The organism is Streptomyces poonensis, assembly GCF_014650915.1.
Classification (GTDB): Bacteria; Actinomycetota; Actinomycetes; order Streptomycetales; family Streptomycetaceae; genus Streptomyces; species Streptomyces poonensis.
Window position 1 is genome coordinate 57,497 of the sequence record NZ_BMVW01000019.1, and the last position, 24,445, is coordinate 81,941.

General features: G+C 71.4%; 18 protein-coding genes. 12 read left to right on the top strand and 6 right to left on the bottom strand.

Going from position 1 to position 24,445, the window contains the following annotated elements; genetic code table 11:
• Positions 1-140: 140 nt before the first annotated feature.
• Entirely contained in the window at positions 141-1,367 is a 1,227-nt protein-coding gene (locus tag IE242_RS32455; protein ID WP_189865790.1) for a trypsin-like serine peptidase, read from the bottom strand.
• 498 nt (positions 1,368-1,865) lie between these two features.
• On the opposite strand from IE242_RS32455, the gene IE242_RS32460 reads away from it, so the two are divergent.
• From IE242_RS32460 to IE242_RS32470, 3 genes are all read left to right on the top strand, one after another.
• Complete coding sequence (locus IE242_RS32460) at positions 1,866-3,212, top strand: diaminobutyrate--2-oxoglutarate transaminase family protein (RefSeq protein ID WP_189865792.1); 1,347 nt, start codon at positions 1,866-1,868, stop codon at positions 3,210-3,212.
• A 77-nt stretch (positions 3,213-3,289) separates the two neighbouring features.
• On the top strand, positions 3,290-4,042 hold the full coding sequence (locus IE242_RS32465; protein WP_189865794.1) for a GNAT family N-acetyltransferase: 753 nt from the start codon (positions 3,290-3,292) through the stop codon (positions 4,040-4,042).
• 96 nt (positions 4,043-4,138) lie between these two features.
• Positions 4,139-6,133, top strand: coding sequence for an ATP-dependent DNA helicase (locus IE242_RS32470; protein ID WP_189865796.1), 1,995 nt, complete (start codon positions 4,139-4,141; stop codon positions 6,131-6,133).
• A 229-nt stretch (positions 6,134-6,362) separates the two neighbouring features.
• On the opposite strand, the gene lexA is transcribed toward IE242_RS32470, so the two are convergent.
• Positions 6,363-7,139, bottom strand: coding sequence for a transcriptional repressor LexA (gene lexA, locus IE242_RS32475; RefSeq protein ID WP_189865798.1), 777 nt, complete (start codon positions 7,137-7,139; stop codon positions 6,363-6,365).
• A 605-nt stretch (positions 7,140-7,744) separates the two neighbouring features.
• On the opposite strand from lexA, the gene nrdR reads away from it, so the two are divergent.
• Positions 7,745-8,308 carry a transcriptional regulator NrdR gene (nrdR, locus tag IE242_RS32480; RefSeq protein WP_189865800.1) on the top strand — a complete coding sequence of 188 codons (564 nt, stop codon included), beginning with the start codon at positions 7,745-7,747 and terminating at the stop codon, positions 8,306-8,308.
• A 158-nt stretch (positions 8,309-8,466) separates the two neighbouring features.
• Positions 8,467-11,361, top strand: coding sequence for a vitamin B12-dependent ribonucleotide reductase (locus IE242_RS32485; protein ID WP_189865802.1), 2,895 nt, complete (start codon positions 8,467-8,469; stop codon positions 11,359-11,361).
• A gap of 105 nt (positions 11,362-11,466) precedes the next feature.
• Here IE242_RS32485 and IE242_RS32490 read toward each other — a convergent pair whose 3' ends face one another.
• On the bottom strand, positions 11,467-12,000 hold the full coding sequence (locus IE242_RS32490) for a TerD family protein (RefSeq protein WP_189865804.1): 534 nt from the start codon (positions 11,998-12,000) through the stop codon (positions 11,467-11,469).
• Between the two features lie 152 nt (positions 12,001-12,152).
• Between IE242_RS32490 and IE242_RS32495 the strand changes: the two genes are divergently transcribed.
• The 4 genes from IE242_RS32495 to IE242_RS32510 all read left to right on the top strand — a co-directional run bounded on the left by IE242_RS32495 (position 12,153) and on the right by IE242_RS32510 (position 16,449).
• The gene (locus IE242_RS32495) at positions 12,153-12,758 is read left to right on the top strand and encodes a YdbC family protein (RefSeq protein WP_189865806.1); all 606 of its coding nucleotides are present in this window, start codon (positions 12,153-12,155) and stop codon (positions 12,756-12,758) included.
• Positions 12,759-12,875: 117 nt separating this feature from the next.
• A complete protein-coding gene (locus tag IE242_RS32500; protein ID WP_189865808.1) occupies positions 12,876-13,538 on the top strand; it encodes a histidine phosphatase family protein in 663 nt (220 codons plus the stop codon).
• A gap of 114 nt (positions 13,539-13,652) precedes the next feature.
• On the top strand, positions 13,653-14,525 hold the full coding sequence (locus IE242_RS32505; RefSeq protein ID WP_229859749.1) for an ADP-ribosylglycohydrolase family protein: 873 nt from the start codon (positions 13,653-13,655) through the stop codon (positions 14,523-14,525).
• Positions 14,526-14,667: 142 nt separating this feature from the next.
• Positions 14,668-16,449: a DUF4153 domain-containing protein gene (locus IE242_RS32510; protein ID WP_373299643.1), complete on the top strand. Its 1,782-nt coding sequence runs from the start codon at positions 14,668-14,670 to the stop codon at positions 16,447-16,449.
• Positions 16,450-16,641: 192 nt separating this feature from the next.
• Here the strand turns inward: IE242_RS32510 and IE242_RS32515 are convergent, their stop codons facing one another.
• The gene (locus IE242_RS32515; RefSeq protein ID WP_189865811.1) at positions 16,642-18,189 is read right to left on the bottom strand and encodes an MFS transporter; all 1,548 of its coding nucleotides are present in this window, start codon (positions 18,187-18,189) and stop codon (positions 16,642-16,644) included.
• Positions 18,190-18,360: 171 nt separating this feature from the next.
• On the opposite strand from IE242_RS32515, the gene IE242_RS32520 reads away from it, so the two are divergent.
• From IE242_RS32520 to IE242_RS32530, 3 genes are all read left to right on the top strand, one after another.
• Positions 18,361-18,984 carry a TetR/AcrR family transcriptional regulator gene (locus IE242_RS32520; RefSeq protein WP_189865813.1) on the top strand — a complete coding sequence of 208 codons (624 nt, stop codon included), beginning with the start codon at positions 18,361-18,363 and terminating at the stop codon, positions 18,982-18,984.
• Between the two features lie 225 nt (positions 18,985-19,209).
• Positions 19,210-19,911 (top strand): ribonuclease HII, encoded by a 702-nt coding sequence (gene rnhB / locus IE242_RS32525; RefSeq protein WP_189865815.1) that lies wholly within the window; start codon positions 19,210-19,212, stop codon positions 19,909-19,911.
• A gap of 68 nt (positions 19,912-19,979) precedes the next feature.
• On the top strand, positions 19,980-20,609 hold the full coding sequence (locus IE242_RS32530) for a hypothetical protein (protein ID WP_189865817.1): 630 nt from the start codon (positions 19,980-19,982) through the stop codon (positions 20,607-20,609).
• Between the two features lie 509 nt (positions 20,610-21,118).
• On the opposite strand, the gene IE242_RS32535 is transcribed toward IE242_RS32530, so the two are convergent.
• Both IE242_RS32535 and IE242_RS32540 read right to left on the bottom strand, forming a co-directional pair.
• Positions 21,119-21,748: a hypothetical protein gene (locus tag IE242_RS32535; protein WP_189865819.1), complete on the bottom strand. Its 630-nt coding sequence runs from the start codon at positions 21,746-21,748 to the stop codon at positions 21,119-21,121.
• 302 nt (positions 21,749-22,050) lie between these two features.
• The gene (locus tag IE242_RS32540) at positions 22,051-24,231 is read right to left on the bottom strand and encodes a RecQ family ATP-dependent DNA helicase (protein WP_189865821.1); all 2,181 of its coding nucleotides are present in this window, start codon (positions 24,229-24,231) and stop codon (positions 22,051-22,053) included.
• Between the last annotated feature and the right edge of the window lie 214 nt (positions 24,232-24,445).

Here is a 24,445-nt window from a genome sequence, read left to right on the forward strand (position 1 = left end):
GTCCGGGGACGAACAGCGGGCGGTCGGTAGGCATCGCCGCGCACGGCCCACCCGCCGTCTGTCCGGTGACGGTCACCGCCCGGCAGCCCCGCCGGTCCGTCAGCCGTCGCTCATCACTCGGTCACCGGCCGGGCGGTCGGTCACTGGCCGGCGAACTTCTCGCTCACCGCTTTGTACACGCCTTCGGCCTCCGTGCCCAGCCGCGGGCCCGCCAGCCACCCCGCCTCCACGGGGCCGATCGAGGTGTTGGACACCAGCACGGGCCTGCCGTCCGAGCCGGTCGCCACCCAGCCGCCGCCCGACGCGCCGCCGGTCATGGTGCAGCCGATGCGGTACATCGTCGGGTCCGACGTGACGAGGGACAACCGGCCGGGCGCGTCCGTGCACCGGTACAGCGTCTGACCGTCGTACGGCGCCGACGCCGGGTACCCGGTCGCGGTGACGCTCTCCACCTCCGGCGCGGCGGGCCCGTCGAAGTCCACGGGAAGCGCCGCACCGACCGTCTCCTCCAGTGACCTCCCGTCGCCGCCCGCCTCCGGTGTCACATGGATGACCGCGAAGTCGTACGGAGCGCCGTCACCGCCGGTCCGGCGGCCCTGCTCGATCCACTGGTCCGAGGTCTGCGCCCAGTCGCCCCACCAGACGCCGTACGGGGCGATCTCCTCCTTCGTGGCCGTCTCCAGCTCCGCCGCGGTCATGCCGCTGTCGTTGTACGACGGCACGAACGCGATGTTGCGGTACCAGCCGCCCGACCTGCCCGCGTGCACACAGTGGCCGGCCGTCCACACCAGGTTCGACCGGCCCGGGGCGGCCGGGTCCTCGACGACCGTCGCCGAGCAGACCGTCTGGCCCTCCGGGGAGTCGAAGAACACCTTGCCCGCCTCGGGCACGCTCTCGTGGTACTCCGTCGGCACGGCCTCGGCCCGCACCGGAGCCGGGGCGGGGTCGGTCACTCCCCGGTCACCGGTGAGGTCGCCGTCGTCGACCGCTTTCTCCGGCTCCTCCGCCTCACGCATGCGGTCCGGGTTCCACAGGTCCCGGATGATCGGGTTGACGAAGTCCTCGGCCTCGCGCAGCCAGTCGTCCCGGTCCCAGTTCCTCCAGGCGCCGTCGCGCCACTTGTCGATGTCGATCCCGTGCTCTTCGAGCTTGTCCTTGATGTGGTCCGGGATCCGGATCCCGCCGTCCTCCCCGGGCGCGTCCTGGGTGGCGGACGCGGCGGCGTCCGCTCCGCCGCCGTCCGGGCCGCAGGCGGTGGCGGTCAGCGCGAGTGCCGTGGCGAGGCCGACCGCGGCCAGGAGCCGGGAGGGTCTGCGGTGCGCGTCCTCGACAGGGCGAGCGGCGACGAGCGGGCGTATGGAGCGCATGGTCTCGAATCCCCCCTGGAACAAGAGAAACCTGTGCTGCCGGAAGTGGTCGTCGTACGTCGCCGCCGCGGCACCACACACGATGCGGACGCTGTGAGGGACATTCCGAGCGACCGCAACGGTTCCGCCACGGAGTGATCCGGCCCGGCCGTGCGCCCGCCGACGCAACGATCTCGGGCCCACCCGCTTCCCCGCGCGGGCCGCCTCGTTGGTTCGGACGGGGGACCTGTCGCGGGCACGCAGGGCCCCGACCGACTCGCCTCTGGGAGCGGAGGAACTGTCGTCGTGGCTGTGACCGGGTCCGCGGTGACCACCGCGGGGCGCGAGCCCGAGGGGGCGCGCACAACGTACGAGGATGGCGATGGGGAGTGCGGTATGCGCGAGGGGACGCGTGATGCGGGCGAGGGGGCGCGTGGTGATACGGGCGGAGGGACGCGCGGCACGGGCGAGGACGGCGGTCGGCGGACAGCGGGCGTCCCCGGCGCCGGTCCGCGGACGATGAGCGTCGACGGGGCCGGCGGGCGGTCGGCGCACGAGGGGATCCTGCGCCGGCAGTCGGCCCGGGAGCCGGCGGCCCGCACCTACGCGCGCGCCCTGCCCATCGTGCCGGTGCGGGCCCGGGGGCTGACCATCGAGGGAGCAGACGGGCGCCGCTACCTCGACTGCCTGTCCGGCGCGGGCACACTCGCCCTCGGCCACAATCACCCCGTGGTGCTGGAGGCGATCCGCCAGGTCCTCGACTCCGGAGCGCCGCTGCAGGTCCCCGGTCTGGCGACCCCCGTCAAGGACGCCTTCATCACCGAGCTGTTCCGCACGCTGCCGCCCGGACTCGCCGGCCGCGCGCGCGTGCGGTTCTGCGGGCCTGCCGGGACGGACGCGGTGGAGGCGGCCTTCGAGCTGGTGCGCGCCGCGACCGGGCGCACCGGGATGCTCGCCTTCACCGGCGCCCACCACGGGACGACCAGCGGAGCGCGCGAGGCGTCCGGAGACGCGGACGAGGTACGGGTCGCGCGGCTGCCCTATCCCCAGGACTACCGCTGCCCGTTCGGTGTGGGCGGCGAGCGAGGGGCCGAGCTCGCCGCACGCTGGACCGAAACACTGCTCGACGACACCGAGTCCGGGGTGCCGCGGCCCGCGGGAATGATCCTCGAACCCGTCCAGGCCGAGGGCGGTGTGATCCCCGCGCCGGACGGCTGGATGCGCCGTGTCCGGGAGATCACGGCCGCGCGCTCGATCCCGCTGATCGCGGACGAGGTGCAGACCGGAGTGGGCCGCACCGGCCGGTTCTGGGCCGTGGAGCACAGCGGTGTCGTCCCCGACGTGATGGTCATGTCGAAGGCCATCGGCGGCAGCCTGCCCCTGGCCGTCGTGGTCCACCGCGACGATCTCGACGCCCGGCGGACCGGCGGCCACGCGGACACCTTCCGGGGCAATCAGCTCGCCATGGCCGCCGGCGCGGCCACCCTCGCCCACGTCCGTGAGAACCGCCTCGCCGAGCGCGCCGAGATCCTGGGCGCCCGTATGCTCCGCGAACTCCGGAGCCTGGGAGAGGAGTTCCCCTGCGTCGGCGACGTACGCGGCCGGGGGCTGATGATCGGCGTGGAACTGGTCCGTCCGGACGCTCCTTCCCCGGCCGGCTCCGCCCCACGGTCGGCCGCGCCGGAACTCGCCGCCGCGGTGCAACGGGAGTGCCTGCGGCGCGGCCTCATCGTGGAACCGGGCGGACGCCACGCCGGCGTCGTACGCCTGCTGCCGCCCCTGACGATCACGGACGAGCAGGCGAACGCGGTGCTCGACCGGCTGGCGGACGCGGTGGCGGCGGTGGCGCGGGGGCGTCTGGACTAGCGATCCTCCTCATCCGTCTTCCTCCTCATCCGTCCTCCTCCTCGCCCCTTTTCCCTCCTTGTCGAAGGACCGACTCCGTGCCTCCCACCGATGCGAGAGCCGACGGCGGCGCCGATGCCGAGGACACGCTCGATCTTCGTCTGAGCGACGACTTCCTCGCCCTCCTGGGCAGGCAAGGCGGCGCACCCGGTCCGGAACCGGGCGGCGATCACGGCACCACGCGCGGCGAGGGCGAAGACGGCGCTCCCGCGGCGGACGGGAGCCTGCTCGACCGCCTCGGTGACTGGGGTCCGGCCCCGACCCCGGTGGGCCTGCTGCACCTTCTGCCGGTACGTGTCGAGCGCGATCTTCCCCTGATCGCGCGCTGGATGAACGACCCCGCCGTGGCCGTCTTCTGGGAACTCGCCGGACCCCCGTCCGTGGCCGAGGCGCATGTGCGCCGCCAGCTCGACGGGGACGGGCGCAGGGTGCCCTGCCTGGGCCTGCTGGACGGCAGGCCCATGAGCTACTGGGAGGTCTACCGCGCGGACCTCGACCCGGTGGCCCGCCACTGTCCCGCACGGCCGCACGACACCGGGGTCCACCTCGTCGTCGGCGAGGTCGCCGACCGCGGACGAGGGCTCGGCTCCGCGCTGCTGCGAGCCGTGGCGGACCTCGTCCTCGACAAGCGGGCCGCGTGCGCGCGCGTCATCGCGGCACCCGACCTGCGCAACACCCCGTCCGTCTCCGCGTTCCTGAGCGCCGGCTTCCGGTTCTCCGCCGAGGTCGACCTGCCCGGCAGGCGAGCCGCCCTCATGATCCGGGACCGGGCCTTGCGCGCGCTGCTGTGACGTGGGCGGTTCCGGCGCGACGCCGGTCACCTTTTCCGGGTTCCGTCCCGCCATGACCCCACGGTTGTCAGTGGTGGGCCGTAGGGTGGTCGCGCTATGACGAAGCCCTCACTTCCCGAACTCCTCCATGCCGCCGTCACCGCCGTCGGCGGTACGGAGCGCCCCGGCCAGGTGACCATGGCCGAAGCCGTCGAGGAGGCCATCGACGACGGCTCCCACCTGCTGGTCCAGGCGGGCACCGGCACCGGAAAGTCGCTGGGCTACCTGGTGCCCGCGCTGGCGCACGGGGAGCCCGTCGTCGTGGCGACGGCGACGCTGGCGCTGCAGCGGCAGCTCGTGGAGCGGGACCTGCCGCGTACGGTCGACGCGCTGCACCCGCTGCTCCGCCGCCGTCCGGAGTTCGCGATGCTGAAGGGCCGGTCGAACTACCTGTGCCTGCACCGTCTGCACGAGGGGGTGCCGCAGGACGAGGAGGAGGGGCTCTTCGACCAGTTCGAGGCGGCCGCTCCCAGCAGCAAGCTGGGGCAGGACCTGCTGCGGCTGCGGGACTGGTCCCAGGACACCGAGACCGGCGACCGCGACGACCTCACCCCCGGCGTCTCCGACCGGGCCTGGGCCCAGGTGTCGGTGTCCTCCCGGGAATGCCTCGGCGCCTCGAAGTGCGCGTACGGCGCGGAGTGCTTCGCGGAGATGGCGCGCGAGCGAGCCAAGCTGGCCGAGGTCGTCGTCACCAACCACGCCCTGCTCGCGATCGACGCCATCGAAGGCGCTCCCGTGCTGCCGCAGCACGAGGTGCTGATCGTCGACGAGGCGCACGAGCTGGTCTCCCGGGTCACGGGCGTGGCCACGGGAGAGCTCACGCCCGGCCAGGTCAACCGCGCGGTGCGACGCGCGGCCAAGCTCGTCAACGAGAAGATCGCCGACCAGCTCCAGACCGCCGCCGAGGGCTTCGAGCGGCTCATGGAGCTCGCTCTGCCGGGACGGCTGGAGGAGATCCCGGAGGATCTCGGCTATGTGCTGATGGCGCTGCGGGACGCCGCCCGCGCGGTGATCTCGGCGCTCGGCAGCACCCGCGACAAGTCCGTCCAGGACGAGGACGCGGTGCGCAAGCAGGCGCTGGCGTCCGTGGAGAACGTGCACGACGTCGCGGAGCGGATCAGCAACGGCTCCGAGTGGGACGTCGTCTGGTACGAGCGCCACGACCGCTTCGGGGCCTCCCTGCGCGTCGCCCCCATGTCGGTGTCGGGTCTCCTCAGGGAGAAGCTCTTCACGGACCGCTCGGTGGTCCTGACCTCGGCGACGCTGAAGCTCGGCGGTGACTTCAACGGGGTGGGGGCCTCCCTGGGCCTGGCCCCCGAGGGCACCCAGGGCGAGGACGTCCCGCAGTGGAAGGGCGTCGACGTCGGCTCGCCGTACGACTACCGCAAGCAGGGCATCCTGTACGTCGCCAAGCATCTGTCGCGCCCGGCGCGGGACGGTGACCGCGCGGACATGCTGGACGAGCTCACCGAGCTGATCCAGGCGGCGGGCGGGCGGACGCTCGGCCTGTTCTCGTCGATGCGGGCGGCCCAGCTCGCGGCCGAGGAGCTGCGCACCCGTATCCCCGAGTACCCGATCCTCCTCCAGGGCGAGGAGACCCTCGGAGAGCTGATCAAGAACTTCGCGGCGGACCCGAAGACCTGCCTCTTCGGCACGCTCTCCCTCTGGCAGGGCGTCGACGTCCCCGGCCCCAGCTGCCAGCTCGTCGTCATGGACAAGATCCCCTTCCCGCGGCCCGACGACCCGCTGATGAGCGCGCGCCAGAAGGCGGTCGAGGAGGCGGGGGGCAATGGCTTCATGGCCGTGGCCGCCACGCACGCCGCCCTGCTCATGGCCCAGGGCGCCGGCCGCCTCGTACGGGCGTCCGGGGACCGTGGCGTGGTCGCCGTGCTCGACCAGCGGCTGGCCACGGCACGGTACGGCAGCTATCTGAAGGCGTCACTGCCCGACTTCTGGTACACGACGGACCGTAACCAGGTACGCCGGTCGCTCGCCGCCATCGACAAGGCGGCGAAGGAGACGGAAGGGGCACAGGAGGCGGAGGGAGCCTAGCGAGGGCCTGCGACCTGGGACGTCCTGGGAGAGCAAGCAGAAGGGTGGCTGGTTACGCGCTCCGTCCCGGCCGGGACGGAGCGCGTAACCAGCCACCCAAGTGACACGGGAGCCGGGGTCCCCTCGGTGTTTCCAAGGGCCGACGGGGTGGACGGTGTGGACAGGGCAGGGCCCCGGAACCGGCGCAGGGGGTCCCGGGGCCCGGATCAAGGGCGGTGCGTCCTGGGGGTCACACCCGCCGCAGCACCGCGACGACCTTGCCCAGGATGGTCGCGTCGTCGCCGGGAATCGGCTCGTACGCCGCGTTGTGCGGGAGGAGCCAGACATGGCCGTCCTCGCGCTTGAAGCGCTTCACGGTGGCCTCGCCGTCGAGCATCGCGGCCACGATGTCACCGTTCTCGGCGACGGGCTGCCGGCGGACCGTGACCCAGTCCCCGTCGCAGATGGCGGCCTCGATCATCGAGTCGCCGACGACCTTCAGCACGAACAGCTCACCGTCACCGACCAGCTGGCGCGGGAGGGGGAAGACGTCCTCGACGGACTCCTCGGCGAGGATCGGGCCACCGGCGGCGATCCGGCCGACGAGCGGGACGTACGACGCGGCCGGCTTGCCCGCGGTGTCCGTCGGCTGCGCCGTCGCCTGGTCGGAGCCGCGGACCTCGTACGCGCGCGGACGGTGCGGGTCGCGCCGCAGGAATCCCTTGCGCTCCAGGGCCATCAGCTGGTGCGCGACCGAGGAGGTGCTGGACAGGCCGACCGCCTGGCCGATCTCCCGCATCGACGGCGGGTAGCCGCGCCGCTGCACGGAGTCCCTGATGACCTCGATGACACGGCGCTGCCGGTCCGTGAGTCCCGAGCTGTCCGCCCGGATGCCGGGAGGTCGGCCCGGCAGGGACCGCTTGGGCCCCTCTGGGGTCGTGGCTTCGTTCATCGCGTGCACCGGCTCGAATCCGCCCCGGGGGCGGTCCTGGGCGGTGATGGTGGCGCTGTCTGCGGTCGTGGTCACGTCGTCGGCCCCTCTCGATGTTCTCCCGTGCTGCACAACGGTAGAGGCTTTCGAAAGGTTGCGCCAAACACACGTTCGAGTGAAAAAGTGCCGATTGCCTGACTTGATCATGGGCCAGGGTGTAGGGCTGCCGGCCGGCGGACAAAAGGGCTCTTTGCTGTACGCTTCACCGCCGGGGCGTAGCCCCGTGGGCTCTCACGCCGCGTGACCCAGTCTGCCATCAGGTGCCCCGACGGCCGGTCATCGGCCCCTTCGGCGCGGCCCTTCCGGTGCGGCCCGCGGTTCCTCTCGTGCGGCCCGCGCCCCCCGTGTCCGGCGCTACCGTGCCGTGCTCACCGTATCCGTGCGCGCTCCGCGACGGAATGCCGCCGGGGCTCGGGGCCGTGCGGCACTGCGGCATATGCCGATACGTGTGCGACACGCGCAGCGTGGGCGGGTTCACCAGCCAAGCCCTATATCTAGTGCTTGGATTGCGGGAGTGGCCCACAAGTTGTGGTGCCCCTGGTCTTCGGGGCTCCGGGGATCGCCTATGCTTGGGGCTGCTTCGCGGGGCCCGAGTGGCTCCCGAGGCTGTTGAGTCTGCTGTGAAGGAGGGTTGGAGTTCCATGCACTGCCCCTTCTGCAGGCACCCCGACAGCCGTGTCGTCGACTCCCGTACGACTGACGACGGCACGTCGATCCGCAGGCGCCGTCAGTGCCCCGACTGCTCCCGTCGTTTCACGACGGTGGAGACGTGCTCACTGATGGTGATCAAGCGGTCCGGCGTCACGGAGCCCTTCAGTCGCACCAAGGTGATCAACGGCGTGCGCAAGGCGTGCCAGGGGCGGCCCGTCACCGAGGACGCGCTCGCCCAGCTCGGCCAGCGGGTCGAGGAGCAGGTGCGCGCCACCGGCAGCGCCGAGCTGACCACTCACGATGTGGGACTGGCCATACTCGGCCCGCTGCGGGAGCTCGACCTCGTGGCCTACCTGCGGTTCGCCTCGGTCTACCGGGCGTTCGACTCGCTGGAGGACTTCGAGACCGCCATCGCGGAACTCAGGCAGGAGCAGGGCGGGCACCCGGCCGTGGGCGGCGTGGACGACGAGGACGCTGTCGCGGGGCGTGGAGAGCCCGAACGCGGGCAGGGAGGGGCCGGCGCGGTCCCCGTGCCCGCGAGTGCCGCCGACTGACCGGCGGGCCGCCCGGCCGGGCCCCTCGGGGTCCGTCGACCGGCGGCGATCAAGGACCTGTCGCGGACGTGCAGCGGTGCCGCGACACATGACAGAACACCGTGCCACGGAAACAAAGTGGCACTTCAGGGCGTTTTAGCCCGATACAGGGAGGCGGCATGACAGAGACGGCGAGCGGTCCGGCAGCACGAGGTTCCCGGGCGAAGGGCACCAAGGCGAGCAAGGGACTGCGTATCGAGCGCATCCACACGACCCCCGGCGTGCACCCGTACGACGAGGTCGAGTGGGCGAGCCGTGACGTCGTCATGACCAACTGGCGCGACGGCTCGATCAACTTCGAGCAGCGTGGCGTCGAGTTCCCCGAGTTCTGGTCGGTGAACGCGGTCAACATCGTCACCAGCAAGTACTTCCGCGGTGCCGTCGGCACCCCCCAGCGCGAGACCAGCCTCAAGCAGCTGATCGATCGCATCGTGAAGACGTACCGGAAGGCCGGTGAGGATTACAAGTACTTCTCCTCGCCCGCCGACGCCGAGATCTTCGAGCACGAGCTGGCCTACGCCCTCCTGCACCAGATCTTCAGCTTCAACAGCCCGGTCTGGTTCAACGTCGGCACGCCGCAGCCCCAGCAGGTCTCCGCCTGCTTCATCCTGTCCGTCGACGACTCCATGGAGTCGATCCTCGACTGGTACAAGGAAGAGGGCATGATCTTCAAGGGCGGCTCCGGCGCCGGCCTGAACCTCTCCCGCATCCGCTCCTCCAAGGAGCTGCTCTCCTCCGGCGGCAACGCCTCCGGTCCCGTCTCCTTCATGCGCGGCGCCGACGCCTCCGCCGGCACCATCAAGTCCGGTGGTGCCACCCGCCGCGCCGCCAAGATGGTCATCCTCGACGTCGACCACCCCGACATCGAGGACTTCATCGAGACCAAGGTCAAGGAGGAGGAGAAGATCCGCGCCCTCCGTGACGCGGGCTTCGACATGGACCTGGGCGGCGACGACATCACGTCCGTCCAGTACCAGAACGCCAACAACTCCGTCCGCGTCAACGACACCTTCATGAAGGCCGTCGAGTCGGGCGGCAAGTTCGGCCTGACGTCCCGCATGACCGGCGAGGTCATCGAGGAGGTCGACGCCAAGGCGCTGTTCCGCAAGATGGCCGAGGCCGCCTGGGCCTGCGCCGACCCGGGCATCCAGTACGACGACACGATCAACCACTGGCACACGTGCCCGGAGTCCGGCCGCATCAACGGCTCGAACCCGTGCAGCGAGTACATGCACCTGGACAACACGTCCTGCAACCTCGCCTCGCTGAACCTGATGAAGTTCCTGAAGGACGACGGCAAGGGCAACCAGTCCTTCGACTCCGAGCGCTTCCAGAAGGTCGTCGAACTCGTCATCACGGCGATGGACATCTCCATCTGCTTCGCCGACTTCCCGACCGAGAAGATCGGCGAGAACACCCGCGCCTTCCGCCAGCTCGGCATCGGCTACGCCAACCTCGGCGCCCTGCTGATGGCGACCGGCCACGCGTACGACTCCGACGGCGGCCGTGCCCTCGCCGGTGCCATCACCTCCCTGATGACCGGCACCTCCTACCGCCGCTCCGCCGAGCTCGCCGCGGTCGTCGGCCCCTACGACGGCTACGCCCTGAACGCCCAGCCTCACCTGCGCGTGATGAAGCAGCACGCGGACGAGAACGAGAAGGCCGTCCGCATGGACGACCTGGACACCCCGATCTGGGCCGCCGCCACGGAGGCCTGGCAGGACGTGATCCGCCTCGGTGAGAAGAACGGCTTCCGCAACTCCCAGGCGTCCGTCATCGCCCCGACCGGCACCATCGGTCTCGCGATGTCCTGCGACACCACCGGCCTGGAGCCCGACCTCGCGCTGGTCAAGTTCAAGAAGCTGGTCGGCGGCGGCTCGATGCAGATCGTCAACGGCACCGTCCCGCAGGCCCTGCGCCGCCTGGGCTACCAGGAGGAGCAGATCGAGGCGATCGTCGCCCACATCGCCGAGCACGGCAACGTGGTCGACGCGCCGGCCCTCAAGCAGGAGCACTACGAGGTGTTCGACTGCGCGATGGGTGAGCGCTCCATCTCCGCGATGGGCCACGTCCGCATGATGGCCGCGATCCAGCCGTGGATCTCCGGCGCCCTGTCCAAGACGGTCAACATGCCGGAGACGGCGACCGTCGAGGAGGTCGAGGAGATCTACTTCGAGGCCTGGAAGATGGGCGTCAAGGCGCTCGCCATCTACCGCGACAACTGCAAGGTCGGCCAGCCGCTCTCGGCGAAGAAGAAGGACGACAAGGACAAGATCGCGGAGAAGACCGAGGAGACGATCCGCGAGGCCGTCGAGAAGGTCGTCGAGTACCGCCCGGTCCGCAAGCGCCTCCCGAAGGGACGTCCCGGCATCACCACGTCGTTCACCGTCGGCGGCGCCGAGGGCTACATGACCGCCAACTCCTACCCGGACGACGGTCTCGGCGAGGTCTTCCTGAAGATGTCCAAGCAGGGCTCGACCCTCGCGGGCATGATGGATGCCTTCTCGATCGCCGTCTCGGTGGGTCTGCAGTACGGCGTGCCGCTGGAGACGTACGTCTCGAAGTTCACCAACATGCGCTTCGAGCCGGCCGGCATGACGGACGACCCGGACGTGCGGATGGCGCAGTCGATCGTCGACTACATCTTCCGTCGCCTGGCGCTCGACTTCCTGCCCTTCGAGACCCGCTCCGCCCTCGGCATCCACTCCGCCGAGGAGCGTCAGCGCCACCTCGAGACCGGTTCGTACGAGCCGACCGACGAGGAGGTCGACGTCGAGGGCCTCGCCCAGTCCGCGCCCCGCGCGCAGGAACTGAAGGCCGTCGCCACGCCGAAGGCCGAGGACGAGGCGGTCAAGCCCGCCCCGAAGCAGGCCCACACCAGCGCCGAGCTGGTGGAGATGCAGCTGGGCATCCAGGCGGACGCCCCGCTCTGCTTCTCCTGCGGCACGAAGATGCAGCGGGCCGGCTCCTGCTACATCTGCGAGGGCTGCGGCTCGACGAGCGGCTGCAGCTGATCGGCGCCTGACCTGACACGCTGAAGGGCGGTACGGCCAACGGCCGTACCGCCCTCACGTGTTGGGGCTTCGTCACCTGTCGGGGCCTGGTGGGCCCGGGCGCGTTCAGGGCTGCGGGGAGCTGCCCATGATCCGTGTGAACGAGGCCGGGTCGGTGTCGTAGCCCCGGATGCCGGGGACGAAGCTCCACGCACCGGAGTCGTCGCGCACGAACTCGGCCACGGTCGCGGCGGTCGCCCCGAGGACGGCGCCGAAGTCGTGCTCGGCCAGGACGTCGTATTCCTCACGGATGCGCAGTCCGGGGCGCTGTATGTCCACGAAGGTCTTCCTGCCGTTCTGCTGCTGTATGGCGACACCGACCGCCACGCGCGCGTAGCGCCTGTCGAGCCTGTTCAGCTCCAGGACCATGACCTCGTCCCAGCCGAGGCCCTGACCGGTCCTGCTGTCGCGGCTCAGAGTGATGGTGCCGTCGGGGGAGCGGCTGCCGAAGTGCACCACATAGGCGGGGTCCCCGTGCGGATCCGACGCCAGGTAGGTGGCCGCCAGGAGATCGAGGTCCACGGCCGGCCGGCCCAGGGGACTGGGGTCCCACTTCACCGCCACCTCGATCTTGCGGATGCCCTTGTTGAGGCCGTTCACCGGATCTCCCTCCCCGCGTCACTGTGTTCCCTGCTCGAACTGCCGTGCAGTCGACAGCAGTTGTCCATCCTCCCACGCGCGCGGGACGTTCGCCCGGGTGCGCTCCACCGCAGCGTGACCGGCGCCACGGTCCCTGGCCTTACCATGGCGCGGTGCTGGTCAAGTGGACTCGCTGCACCGTGGTGGACCGTCGGGGGTTCGAGCGGGGGCAGCGGAAGTGGGCGGGGCTTCCGGGGGAGCCGGGTTTCCGTGGGCAGGGCGGTGGCTGGAGCCGGGGGCGCCCGGGTGTGGCCCACACGTTCTCGTTCTGGGAGAGCCGTTCCTTCTACGACTCCTTCATGGCACGCTCCCACGACCGGCTCGCCGCCTCCCAGTCGGGCACCTTCAAGGACCAGCAGACCAAACTGTTCGACCACCGCTTCGATGTGAAGACCGGCTTCGAACCGCGCTTCACGGACGCCGATCTGGTGCGGGTGGCGCACTGCCGGGTGCACGAGGAGCGTGCCGAGCACTTCGCGCTGATGCAGGAGAAGGTCTGGAACCCCGCCATGGCCGGCTCGCCCGGCATGATCCGCGGCCTGTTCGGCGAGGCGCCCGGGCCGGAGTTCCTGATCCTCTCCATGTGGCAGTCGGCCGCCGAGCACGGCAAGTACCGCGCCGAGCGGGTCGAACGGCTGGCCCTGAGAGCCCAGATCGAGGCGGATGTCGCGGCGCTGGCGGGAGACATCGTGGAGCTGGAGCCCGGCTGGACGGTGTGAGCGTGCCATGCCGTCCGTCGCGTCCCGCCCCGCCGGACTCACCGAGAACCGTGTGACCTACACCGTATGGGATCGTACGGGTGCTCGATCGGCCGTGATTCGATCTAGGGTTTCGGCATGGCACGACCACGGCGCATCGTCCTTGTCCGGCACGGCGAGTCAGAGGGCAACGCCGACGACACCGTGTACGAGCGCGAGCCCGACCACGCCCTGGCGCTCACCGCACGGGGCCGGCGGCAGGCGGAGGAGACGGGCGGGCGGCTCCGCGAGCTGTTCGGTCAGGAGCGCGTCAGCGTGTACGTCTCCCCGTACCGCCGCACCCACGAGACCCTCCGGGCCTTCCGGCTCGATCCCGGCCGGGTGCGCGTCCGCGAGGAACCGCGGCTGCGGGAGCAGGACTGGGGCAACTGGCAGGACCGCGAGGACGTACGGCTGCAGAAGGCGTACCGGGACGCGTACGGGCACTTCTTCTACCGCTTCGCGCAGGGCGAGTCGGGGGCCGACGTGTACGACCGGGTCGGGGGCTTCCTGGAGAGCCTGTTCCGCAGCTTCGATGACCCCGACCATCCGCCGAACGTGCTCCTGGTGACCCATGGCCTGGCCATGCGGCTGTTCTGCATGCGCTGGTTCCACTGGTCGGTCGCGGAGTTCGAGTCGCTGTCCAACCCGGGGAACGGCGAGACGCGGATGCTCGTTCTCGGCGAGGACGGCAAGTACACACTCGACCGGCCCTTCGAACGCTGGCGTAATGTTCCGGAGCCGTACGGCATCACCGGATAAGGTGGCCGTGCGATGACCGCTGACTCTTTTCGCTCCGCTGACGCTTCTCGTTCTGCTGCCTCTTCTGGCTCTTCTGGCTCTTCTGGCTCTTCTCATTCCTCTTCCGACCGGCGCCTGGACCGTGCCCTGGCGGGCCTGCGCGGGCTCTCGGTGGGTGACGCGCTGGGCTCGCAGTTCTTCGTGCCCGTGAACCGCCCGCTGCTCCAGCGCCGTGAGACACCGCCCGGTCCCTGGCAGTGGACGGACGACACGGAGATGGCCTGCTCCGTGGTGGCCGTCCTCGCGGCCCACCACCGCATCGACCAGGACGAGCTGGCCCGCTCCTTCGCGGAGCACCACGACTTCGACCGCGGGTACGGGCCCGCCGTCAACCGTCTGCTGAGGCTGGTCCGCGAGGGCGGCGACTGGCGGGAGCTGTCGGCCGCGCTGTTCCACGGGCAGGGGTCCTGGGGCAACGGCGCCGCCATGCGGATCGCCCCGCTGGGCGCCTGGTACGCGGACGACCCGGAGCAGGCGACGCACCAGGCGGAGATCTCGGCGTACCCGACCCATCAGCACCGCGAGGCCGTCGTCGGCGCCATGGCCGTCGCGGCTGCCGCCGCCCTCGCGGCCGGTCCGGACGGGCCGCCGAGCGGCGAGGCGCTGCTCGACGGCGTCATCGACCTGGTCCCGAAGAGCGCCGTCGCCGCCGGGCTGCAGCGCGCCCGCGACATGCTCGACTACGGCGACGTGGGCACCGTCGCCGCCGTACTGGGCTGCGGGCGGCGCACGGCGGCGCACGACACCGTGCCGTTCGCGCTCTGGTCGGCCGCGCGGGCCCTCGGCGACTTCGAGCGGGCGTTCTGGACGACGGCTCAGGTGGGCGGGGACGTGGACACGACCTGCGCCATCGTCGGGGGCGTGGTCGCCGCAGGCAGGGCGGGGACGCCGCCGGAGGAGTGGGTGCGGCAGACGGAGGAACTGCCGGGGTGGGTGCCGGGGCGTTAGCTCCGGAGCCGCGATCCGCGTCAGCGCGCCGTCTCATCCGTAACACCGACTCCGACTGTCACAGGCGTGCTACAGGAGGAGCTCCTCCGGTTGAGGTGTTCCGGACAGGACATACTCTGGCGCCCCAACCCGCCTGTTGATCATGACGGGTGGCACCGACGAGACACCGGTCACCGGCGCTTCGCCGCAGCGGCGCGCCGCGGACGGCGGGCTTCGGTGGAGCCGGTCGGGAGGGGGTCCCGTGTCCGCAACACCGTCCGCGTCCGAGCCCGAGGACCAGGAGCCGGGCGAGCGCGCCGCCGAGGCCGAAAGTGGAGACGCCGGAGACGCCGGAGACGCCGGAGACGCCGGAGATACCGGGGCCGGGCCCAGGTCCCGGGCGACCTCACAGGAGAAGCAGCAGAAGGGCGCATCCCACGCCCCCACGCCGACCGGCGCACCCGCAGCCCGGCCGGCCGGCCTGCAGATCACCGAACCGAAGCCGGTCCGCACCGCCACGCTGTGGGCCGCGCTGGCGGCCGGAGTCCTCAGCATGCTGCTGCTGGGCGAGGGGATCGGCGTCAATCTGCTGATCGTCGCGGTGCCGGTCACGCTCGCCGCCTACTTCGCCGCCATGACCGCCGGCCGGCGCCCGCGCGCGTGGACGCTCGTCTGGGGCGTCGGCGGACTCGCGCTGCTGACCGTGCCCGCGCTGCGCGACGCCTCGTGGCCGTCGTTCCTCGCCGTCGTCGCCGCGATCGGCGCCGGCTCGCTCGCGCTGCACGGCGGCCGCGGCTGGCTCGCCGTCCTGCTCGGTCCGATCGGCGTGCTCACCGCGGTGGTCACCGGTCCGGCGTGGGCCTGGGAAGGGCTGCGGCAGCGGTCGGGCGGCCTGCGCGAGCGGCTCGGCCCGGTGCTGCGGGCCCTCGCCGTGGCCGCCGTGCTGCTGGTGGTCTTCGGCGCGCTGTTCGCCGCCGCGGACTCGGCCTTCGCCGATCTGCTCGGCGCGCTCGTGCCCGACGTCTCCGTGGCCGACGGTCCCTGGCGGATCCTGCTCCTGCTGCTCGGCCTGGGCGGTGCCCTGGCCGTCGCGTACATCGCGGCGGCACCCGTCCACTGGGACCGGATCGAGGTGCCCGAGGGGCGCGCCCGCGGCCGCGTCGAGTGGTCGCTGCCGCTGATCGTGCTCAATCTGCTCTTCGCAGCCTTCAACGCCATCCAACTCGCCGTGCTGTTCGGTGGGTACGACGCCGTCCTGGAGAAAACCGGCCAGACCTACGCCGAGTACGCGCGCCAGGGGTTCTGGCAGCTGCTCCTTGCCACGCTGCTCACGCTGCTCGTCATCGTCCTCGCCCTGCGCTGGGCGCCGCGCACCCGATCGGGTGACCGCACGCTCGTCCGCGGTGTGCTGGGAACCCTGTGCGCGCTGGCGCTCGTTGTGGTGGCGTCCGCGGTGCGGCGGATGGACATGTACGTGGAGGCCTATGGACTGACGCGACTCAGGCTCTCGGTGCTGGCCGTGGAGCTGTGGCTCGGTCTGGTCATCGTGCTCATCATGGCGGCCGGGGTGTGGGGTGCGCGCTGGCTGCCGCGTGCCGTCGCGGCCAGCGCGGCCGCCGGAGTGCTGGCGTTCGGTCTCGTGTCGCCGGACGGGCTGATCGCCGAGCGCACTGTGCAGCGGTACGAGGAGACGGGCGTGATCGACCTCGAGTACGCGAGCGGGCTGTCCGCCGACGCCGTGCCGGCTCTCGACCGGCTGGAGGAACCGCTCCGGTCGTGCGCGCTGCGGGCCGTCGCGGCCGACCTCGACGAGCGGCGTCTGCCCTGGTACGCCGTGAGCCGGGGCGAGACGGAGGCGCGCCGGATCCTCGACGAGCGACCGGTGTCGACGCAGTCGGACACGGTCGAGTGCGAGCGGCTGGGGAACGAGGTCATGTATCGCTGAGGGCCGTCACTGTTGTGCTGACGTACTTCCCTTCGTCGCCCCTTGGTGTGCCGCCGCGGACGGCCGGAACCGTGCACTCCCGCTCGGTCTCCACTCGATCCCCGATTGGTCCTCGTTCGGTCCCGGCTCGGTTCCCGATTCGGTTCTCGTGCTGTTTCCCGGGCGTGGTCCGGCCGTCCGTGTGCCACTTCGTCAGCCTCCGGCCGGTCCGGCCGTGCCCGCGAGGGCCTCCAGGTCGCTCTTGCGGACTCTGATGACCACCAGGGCGGTGGCCAGCGCCAGGACCGCCATGGCGACGGCCGCGACGAACGCCGTCGAGATGCCCTGCGAGAGCACCTCGTTCCCCCACGGAGCCGGCAGCTGCCGGCTCTGCGCGAACTCGGCCTTCTGCTCGGGGGTTCCCTCGGCCAGGAACCTCGGCAGCTGCTTCTCCGCCTCCTCACGGCTCGCCGTGCCGAACACCGTGGTCAGGATGGACAGACCGAGGGAACCGCCCACCTGCTGTGTGACGTTGAGCAGACCGGACGCCGCGCCCGCCTCGTGCGGGGCGACCCCGGACACCGCGGTGAGGGTCAGCGTCACGAAGTTCAGGCCCATGCCGAAGCCGAACAGCAGCATCGGGCCGAGCACTCCGCCGACGTACGAGCTGTCGGGGCTGATGAAGGTCTGCCAGCCGAGCCCGAGAACGACGATCGCGGAGCCCGTCGCCATGAACGGCTTGGGCCCGAGCACCGGCAGGAACCGCTGCGACAGACCCGCGCCGGTGATGATCGCGGCGGTCACCGGCAGGAAGGCGAGACCGGCCTCGATCGGCGAGTACCGCAGCACGTTCTGCACGAAGAGAACGATGAAGAAGAACATGCCGAACATCGCGGCGGAGAGGCTGAGCATGATCACATACGTGCCGGAGCGATTGCGGTCGGCGAACATCCGCAGGGGAGTGATGGGTTCCCTGGCCCGCGACTCGGTGACCGCGAAGGCCAGCAGCAGAACCGCCGAGGCGCCGAAGGACCCGAGAGCCAGGCCGTCCCGCCAGCCTTCCTCCGAGGCCCGGATGAACCCGTACACCAGAGAGACCATTCCGGCCGTCGACGTGAGCGCCCCCGCGAGGTCGAACCGGCCCGGGTGCCGTTCGGACTCCCCGATGAACATCGGGGTGAGCACCGCGATCAGTACGCCGATGGGTATGTTGACGAAGAGCACCCACCGCCAGTCGAGCCACTCCGTGAGCATGCCGCCCGCGAGGAGGCCGACGGCGCCGCCGCCCGCGGAGACCGCGGCGAAGACGCCGAACGCCCGGTTCCGCTCGGGCCCCTCGGGGAACGTGGTGGTGACGAGCGCCAGCGCGGTCGGCGAGGCGATCGCGCCGCCGACGCCCTGAAGGGCCCGCGCGGCCAGCAACTGCCAGGGTTCCTGGGCGAGTCCGCCCAGCAGCGAGGCCAGTGTGAAGATCAGGATGCCGGTCATGAAGACCCGGCGCCGGCCGAGGATGTCACCGGCCCGGCCGCCGAGGAGGAGAAGGCCACCGAAGGTGAGCGTGTAGGCGCTGACCACCCACGTCAGGTCGGTGGTGCTGAAGGCGAGGGCGTTCTGGATGTGCGGAAGTGCGATGTTCACAATCGTCGCGTCGAGGACCACCATGAGTTGGCAGGCCGCGATGACAGCGAGTGCGATGCCGGGGCGCCCCTCCCGGCGCGGCGCTCCTGGCTTCTGATGCTCGACTAACTGAGAGGTTGTCACTATGGGTCCCCCACAAGCGTATTAGTGAACGATGGCGTTCACTGGCGCCTCAACGGTAGTGAGTCCCCCTTAGTGAACGCAAGCGTTCACTGAAGTCGCCGCCGGAGTGCGCCGCCGTCGCTCGTGCCTGCTTCGCATTCCCCGCTTCCCTCGCTCAACGGAGACACTCACATGGCTACTTCGCGCACGGCGCCCGTGCCCGCCCGGACGGCCTCCCCGCGCCGGCGTGGCGCCGTACTCGAACACGCGATCCTCGAAGCCGCGCTGGACCAGCTCAGTACGGTCGGCTGGAACGGCCTCACGATGGAGGGCGTCGCCGCGGGCGCCCAGACCGGGAAGGCCGCGGTCTACCGCCGCTGGCCGTCCAAGGAGGACCTCGTCGCGGACGCGCTCCAGGCCGGACTGCCGCGCTTCGACGAGAACCTCGATCTCGGGAGCGTCCGTGAGGACCTGCTGGAGCTGTGCCGGCGGGCGCGTGAGGCGATGTACTCGAGGTCCGGTTCCGCGCTGCGCTCGGTCATTCACGAATGCGACACGGCTCAGGTCGAGCGCTTCCACAGGGTGATCGTCGACGGGGTGGTGGAGCCGACCGTCGAGCTGCTGCGCAAGCTCATCAGCCGAGGAATTGAGCGGGGCGAGGTGCGGCCCGGCGCGGCGAACAGTTATGTGTTCGACGCCGTTCCGGCCATGATGATGTACCGGTCCAAGATGTGCGCAAGCGAATGGGAGGAGCGGGACCTCGAGGAGATGATCGACCAGTTGATGATGCCGCTGCTGCGGCCGGACGAGGTCTGACCGGGGTGGTCGTTCGATAGCGGTCATCCGGTACGAGTCATCCGGTACGAGTCATCCGGTAGGCGGTCATCCGGTAGGCGGTCGTCCGGTACGGGGCGGCGGGGCGTCCGGCGCTGTCCGGCCGGGGGTGGCGCGGTGTCCTGTGCGGGGCGGTCGGGCGTCCGGGGGCGGCAGGGGTGACCGGGGTGCCGGGCGGAGATCCGGGCAGCGTAGGCTAAGAGTGTCATGCCGTACGAACCACCTACTCACACCGTCGAGCGCTCTCTCCGCGCCACGACCGGGGCCAAGGTCATCGCCGGTGTCGACGAGGTGGGACGCGGCGCATGGGCCGGTCCTGTCACCGTCTGCGCGGCCGTCACGGGTCTGCGCCGACCGCCGGAGGGCCTCACCGACTCCAAGCTCCTCACCGTCAAGAGGCGCAACGGGCTCGCCGAGGAACTGCGCGCGTGGGTGACCTCGTACGCCCTGGGGCACGCCTCTCCCGAGGAGATCGACGAGCTGGGTATGACGGCCGCCCTGCGGCTCGCCGCCGTACGTGCTCTGGAGAGCCTGCCGGTGCGGCCCGACGCGGTGATCCTCGACGGGAAGCACGACTACCTGGGGTCGCCCTGGCGGGTGCGTACGGTGATCAAGGGCGACCGGTCGTGCGTGGCCGTGGCGGCGGCGTCGGTGATCGCCAAGGTTCAGCGCGACAAAATGATGGCCGAACTGGGTGTCGACCATGCACACTTCGGTTTTGCGGCCAACGCCGGGTATCCGTCGCCCGTGCACAAGGCCGCGCTGGAGGAGTGGGGCCCCACCCCCCACCACCGATTGTCGTGGGCGTATCTTGATGCGCTGCCCCAGTGGCGGCATCTCAAGAAGGTCCGCAACTGGGCGGACGGAACCGTTCCGGAAATCGAGGGCCAGCTCGGCTTCGAATTCTGACGACTCCGTGCGCCCCCATGTGCCACCCGCCGACGCGAGTCGCACCGGCGTTTGATTACCATCAGCTCATGCCTCTCATTCCCGAGGAGCCTCAGATTCACGAGAGTGCCCAGGGTCCGCGTGCCACTCCGGCCAGCGGCCGCGTCGCGCCGACCCCTCGCCCCGTACCCGGTCCCCGTCCCGCGGCTCCGGCGCGTCCCGGCCGACCGGGGCCCGTCAGGCCGACGCCGGGCCAGCGCACACCGCGCGACGCCGCCGCGGCCAAGCCGGGAACCCCGTCCGCACCGGATGCTGCCGCTGCTTCCGACACCCCGCAGATCCAGCTGATCCCGGCTTCGCCGGACGGCGCGCTGGATGCTGCCGAGGAAGCGGTCGACCTGCTGCTCGAGTCGGGGCGCGCCCCCGGTGAGGTGCTGGTGATCACCACCGGCGAACCGCACCCGTGGGCCGCGCACGAGCTGTCCTTCGGGGAAGCCCCCTACTGGGCGCAGCACGACGCGGGCGACGACGTTTTCTATGCGGACGCCGCCGTCGCGGAACGGGCCAAGCCCCGTCCCGTCGTCGTGGTCGCCGTCAATGGAGGACCCGACGCGGCCGCCGCGCAGGCCCTGCCGCTGGCTCTCACACGCGCCGGTGCGCTGCTGATCGTCTGCGGTGATCCGCAGCGGATCAACTCGTTGCTGGGCGCGGGGGTCTGAGCGACTCCGGAGCTGGCGCTTCGCGCCCCTGAGCGCAGCTTCCGTGCTCCGGGCCCTCCGGTCTGTGCTGCCGCGCTTCCGCGCTCCGGCCCGTGGGTCGGTTGCCGCCGGGCTGACTCCTGCGCCTCGTGCCGCTGGCCTCCCTCGTGCCCCTGGCTTCACGCTGTGTGTGTCGAGGCCGGGGGTGAGCCATGTGTGGGCGAGGTGGCGCGGGACGAGGGCGTGGACCAGGGACCGGGTGGCCTGCGTGCGATACGGGCGCCGGCGGCTCGGTCCTGGGTGGATTCCAGGGCCGCACCGGCTTTTCGTACGGCTGCACGGGGCGCGGCGCGCAGTGACCGGAAGCGTGGTGACGGCTGTGCGTGGCGAGCCCCGGCGGCGGTCGACCGCTCCACGGCGCCCAGCCGGCGGCCGACCGCCCTGCGGTGCCCCGCCGGTGACCGCCCTTCCTGGACTTCCTCCGCGGTGTCTGTCCGCGTGTGCCTGCCGCAGTGCGTGCGCTGCCGGGCTCAGCGCGCGGCAGCCCGGCGCAGTATGTCCGACGCGGCGCCCCCGGCGCGCGGCGCCGGGGGCGGAGCCACGGCGAAGGGCTCCGCGGGGGAGTCCGTGTGGGGCCGACGTCCGCCCCGGCCCTCACCCAGCACCTGCCAGCCGTCACGCGTCAGCGTGATGTACGCCCCGCAGCGCAGTCCGTGCAGTGTGCAGGCGTCGCGCAGCCCCCACATCCACGCCCCGTCCTCCTCCGTCCAGCGGCCGTCGCCCTCGCGGCAGTAGAGCAGTACCGCCGTACGTACCGGAGTGCGGCGCCGGAGGTCGTGCGGTATGACCCGGCGCAGCTGGGCGAGGAGCGCGTTGCGGAACATCCAGCCGTCCGCGAGGGCCGGACGACGGTCGAACGACGCGCTCGCCAGCAGCCGTTCGTCCGGATCGAGGACGGCCACGACCGCGGTGGCCGGCCGGGGACTGTGGCGTGCGTGCAGTCCGCTGACGACATCGCGGGGGTTGCGCAGCAGTGGGATTCCGGCAGCGGCCCACTCCGCGGGTTCGAGTATGCGGGCCACCGGGTTGGCGGAAGCGGCGTACAGGTCGGCAGGGGTCGACGTGTTCGCCGCCGAGGACGGAGCGAATCCGAAGGTCACGGTCCTCCCTTCGGCTACGCGCCCATACTGCGGGCGAGAGTCGGACTTGGGGAGCGCACGCCGCAGCGGAACCCTGGCCGAACGTCGAAAAGAGCCGTGCGGGGAGCGGACTTCAATTCTTCCCGTCGAACTTCGTTGCGGCAACGAGCAATCGGGCTCGCCGACCGCTTTCTGGTGATCTGTCGCCTATATCCCCGCGCTGTGGGCTTCCGGGCGACGCATGCGTTGACCAGGAGCGCTGCGCTGCAAGGTCACCGTCGGGCTGGGGCGCCGCCCGGGTGGTCCCGGTGCGCGGGCCCGGGTCATGCCTGGACGGCGAGCACCAGCGGCAGCACCCCCTGCGCGCCGGCCCGTCGCAGCATGCGCGCGGCGACCGCGATTGTCCAGCCCGTCTCGGTCATGTCGTCCACGAGCAGGACGGGGCCGTCGGCCTGCCCGAGGGCTTCGACGAGCGCGGGCGGCACGGTGAGCGCCCCATGGAGCGCCTTGAGCCGTTGCGCGCTGTTGCTGCGGGAGACCTGGGTGATGTCACCGGTGTACCCGATCGACCCCAGCAGCGGCAGCCGGCCGGTCTCCGCGATCCGGGTGCCCAGGGACCGGAGGAGCAGCGGACGGGTGCGCGAGGCCAGAGTGACGACGCCGACCGGCCGCGGCGGGGCGTCGGGCTGTCCGGAGGCCCAGCCGCCCGGGCCCTTCGCCCAGTCCGCCAGGACACCGATCACGGCGTTCGCGACATCGTCCGGCACCGGCCCGTCCGGGGCCTGGGGCGCGAGCAGCGGTCGCAACCGGTTGCCCCAGCCGATGTCGGAGAGCCGTCCCAAGGCCCGGCCGGGAGCCGCCTGTTCGCCCGCGGGGATACGCCCCTTCAGCTCCACGCCCACCGCGGGCAGGCCCGTCGGCCACATCTTCCGGGGCTCGACCTCGACCCCCGCGCGCGCGAGCTCACCCTGCGCGGCGGCCAGCGCGGCGGGTGACACGGAGTCCGTGAAGCGGGGCTTCGTGCAGTTGTCGCAGCGCCCGCACGGCGCCGCCTCGTCGTCGTCCAGCTGCCTGCGGAGGAACTCCATGCGGCAGTCCGTCGTCGTGACGTAGTCGCGCATCGCCTGCTGTTCCGCGGCGCGCTGCTTGGCGACCCATGCGTACCGCTCGGTGTCATAGGTCCAGGGGACACCCGTCGAGATCCAGCCGCCCTGGACCCGCCGTACCGCACCGTCCACGTCCAGGACCTTGAGCATCGTCTCCAGCCGGGACCGCCGCAGCTCCACCAGCGGTTCGAGGGCGGGCAGCGAGAGCGGCCGCTCCGCGCGCGCGAGCACGTCCAGCGTGCGGCGCACCTGCTCCTCCGGAGGGAACGCGATCGAGGCGAAGTACTCCCAGATGGCCTGGTCCTCCTTGCCGGGCAGGAGCAGTACCTCGGCGTGCTCCACGCCGCGGCCCGCGCGACCGACCTGCTGGTAGTACGCGATGGGCGACGACGGCGAGCCCAGATGGATCACGAAGCCCAGGTCCGGTTTGTCGAACCCCATGCCCAGCGCCGACGTGGCGACCAGCGCCTTGACGCGGTTGGCGAGCAGGTCCTCCTCGGCCTGCCTCCGGTCCGCGTTCTCCGTCTTCCCGGTGTACGAGGCCACCGTGTGCCCGCTCTGCCGGAGGAACGCGGTGACCTCCTCCGCGGCGGCCACCGTGAGCGTGTAGACGATGCCCGAGCCCGGGAGCTCGTCCAGGTGCTCGGCGAGCCAGGCCATGCGGTGGGCGGCATCGGGGAGCCGGAGCACACCGAGGCTGAGGCTCTCCCGGTCGAGGGGCCCGCGCAGGACCAGCGCGTCCGATCCGCCACCGGTACCCAGCTGTTCCGCCACGTCGGCCGTCACGCGCGCGTTGGCCGTCGCGGTGGTGGCGAGGACGGGGACCCCGGGCGGGAGGTCGGCGAGCATGGTGCGCAGGCGACGGTAGTCCGGGCGGAAGTCGTGCCCCCAGTCCGAGATGCAGTGCGCCTCGTCGACCACCAGCAGGCCGGTCGCCGCGGCCAGTTCGGGCAGCACCTGGTCGCGGAAGTCGGGATTGTTCAGCCGCTCGGGGCTCACCAGCAGCACGTCGACCTCACCTGCGGCCACCTCGCGCCGGATCGTGTCCCACTCCTCCGTGTTGGAGGAATTGATGGTCCGTGCGTGAATTCCGGCGCGGGCCGCCGCGTCCACCTGGTTGCGCATGAGCGCGAGGAGAGGGGACACGATGACGGTCGGGCCGGCGCCCCGCTCCCGCAGCAGCGCCGTCGCGACGAAGTAGACCGCGGACTTGCCCCAGCCGGTGCGCTGCACGACCAGGGCCCGGCGCTTGTCGGCGACCAGGGCCTCGATGGCGCGCCACTGGTCCTCGCGCAGCCGGGCGGCACCCGACGGCGCGCCGACCAGGCGGCTCAGTACGGCGTCGGCGGCGGTCCGCAGGTCCTGGCGGTCCGTGGGGGGCAGGTCGTCGTTGGTCATGCCTCCATGCAACCCGATGCCTCTGACATCGTGCGAGCGGGTCGGCCCTGGCTGTGGACAGTTCTTGATGTGCTCATGGTGGATTGCCGTAGTGCTGGCGTGTGCATGATCGGACTTATCCACAGAGGTAAGCGGAGGATCGGAGTCCGCGAGATGGTCGCGGCATGACGAACCACAGCGAAGCGGCCGGGACCTCCGGCGACGGTGACATCAG

Coding starts and splice junctions, on each gene's coding strand:
- IE242_RS32455 (WP_189865790.1), bottom strand. CDS start 1,367: ATGCGCTCCATACGCCCGCTCGTCGCCGCTCGCCCTGTCGAGGACGCG.
- IE242_RS32460 (WP_189865792.1), top strand. CDS start 1,866: ATGAGCGTCGACGGGGCCGGCGGGCGGTCGGCGCACGAGGGGATCCTG.
- IE242_RS32470 (WP_189865796.1), top strand. CDS start 4,139: ATGACGAAGCCCTCACTTCCCGAACTCCTCCATGCCGCCGTCACCGCC.
- nrdR (WP_189865800.1), top strand. CDS start 7,745: ATGCACTGCCCCTTCTGCAGGCACCCCGACAGCCGTGTCGTCGACTCC.
- IE242_RS32485 (WP_189865802.1), top strand. CDS start 8,467: ATGACAGAGACGGCGAGCGGTCCGGCAGCACGAGGTTCCCGGGCGAAG.
- IE242_RS32500 (WP_189865808.1), top strand. CDS start 12,876: ATGGCACGACCACGGCGCATCGTCCTTGTCCGGCACGGCGAGTCAGAG.
- IE242_RS32510 (WP_373299643.1), top strand. CDS start 14,668: ATGACGGGTGGCACCGACGAGACACCGGTCACCGGCGCTTCGCCGCAG.
- IE242_RS32520 (WP_189865813.1), top strand. CDS start 18,361: ATGGCTACTTCGCGCACGGCGCCCGTGCCCGCCCGGACGGCCTCCCCG.
- rnhB (WP_189865815.1), top strand. CDS start 19,210: ATGCCGTACGAACCACCTACTCACACCGTCGAGCGCTCTCTCCGCGCC.
- IE242_RS32530 (WP_189865817.1), top strand. CDS start 19,980: ATGCCTCTCATTCCCGAGGAGCCTCAGATTCACGAGAGTGCCCAGGGT.
- IE242_RS32540 (WP_189865821.1), bottom strand. CDS start 24,231: ATGACCAACGACGACCTGCCCCCCACGGACCGCCAGGACCTGCGGACC.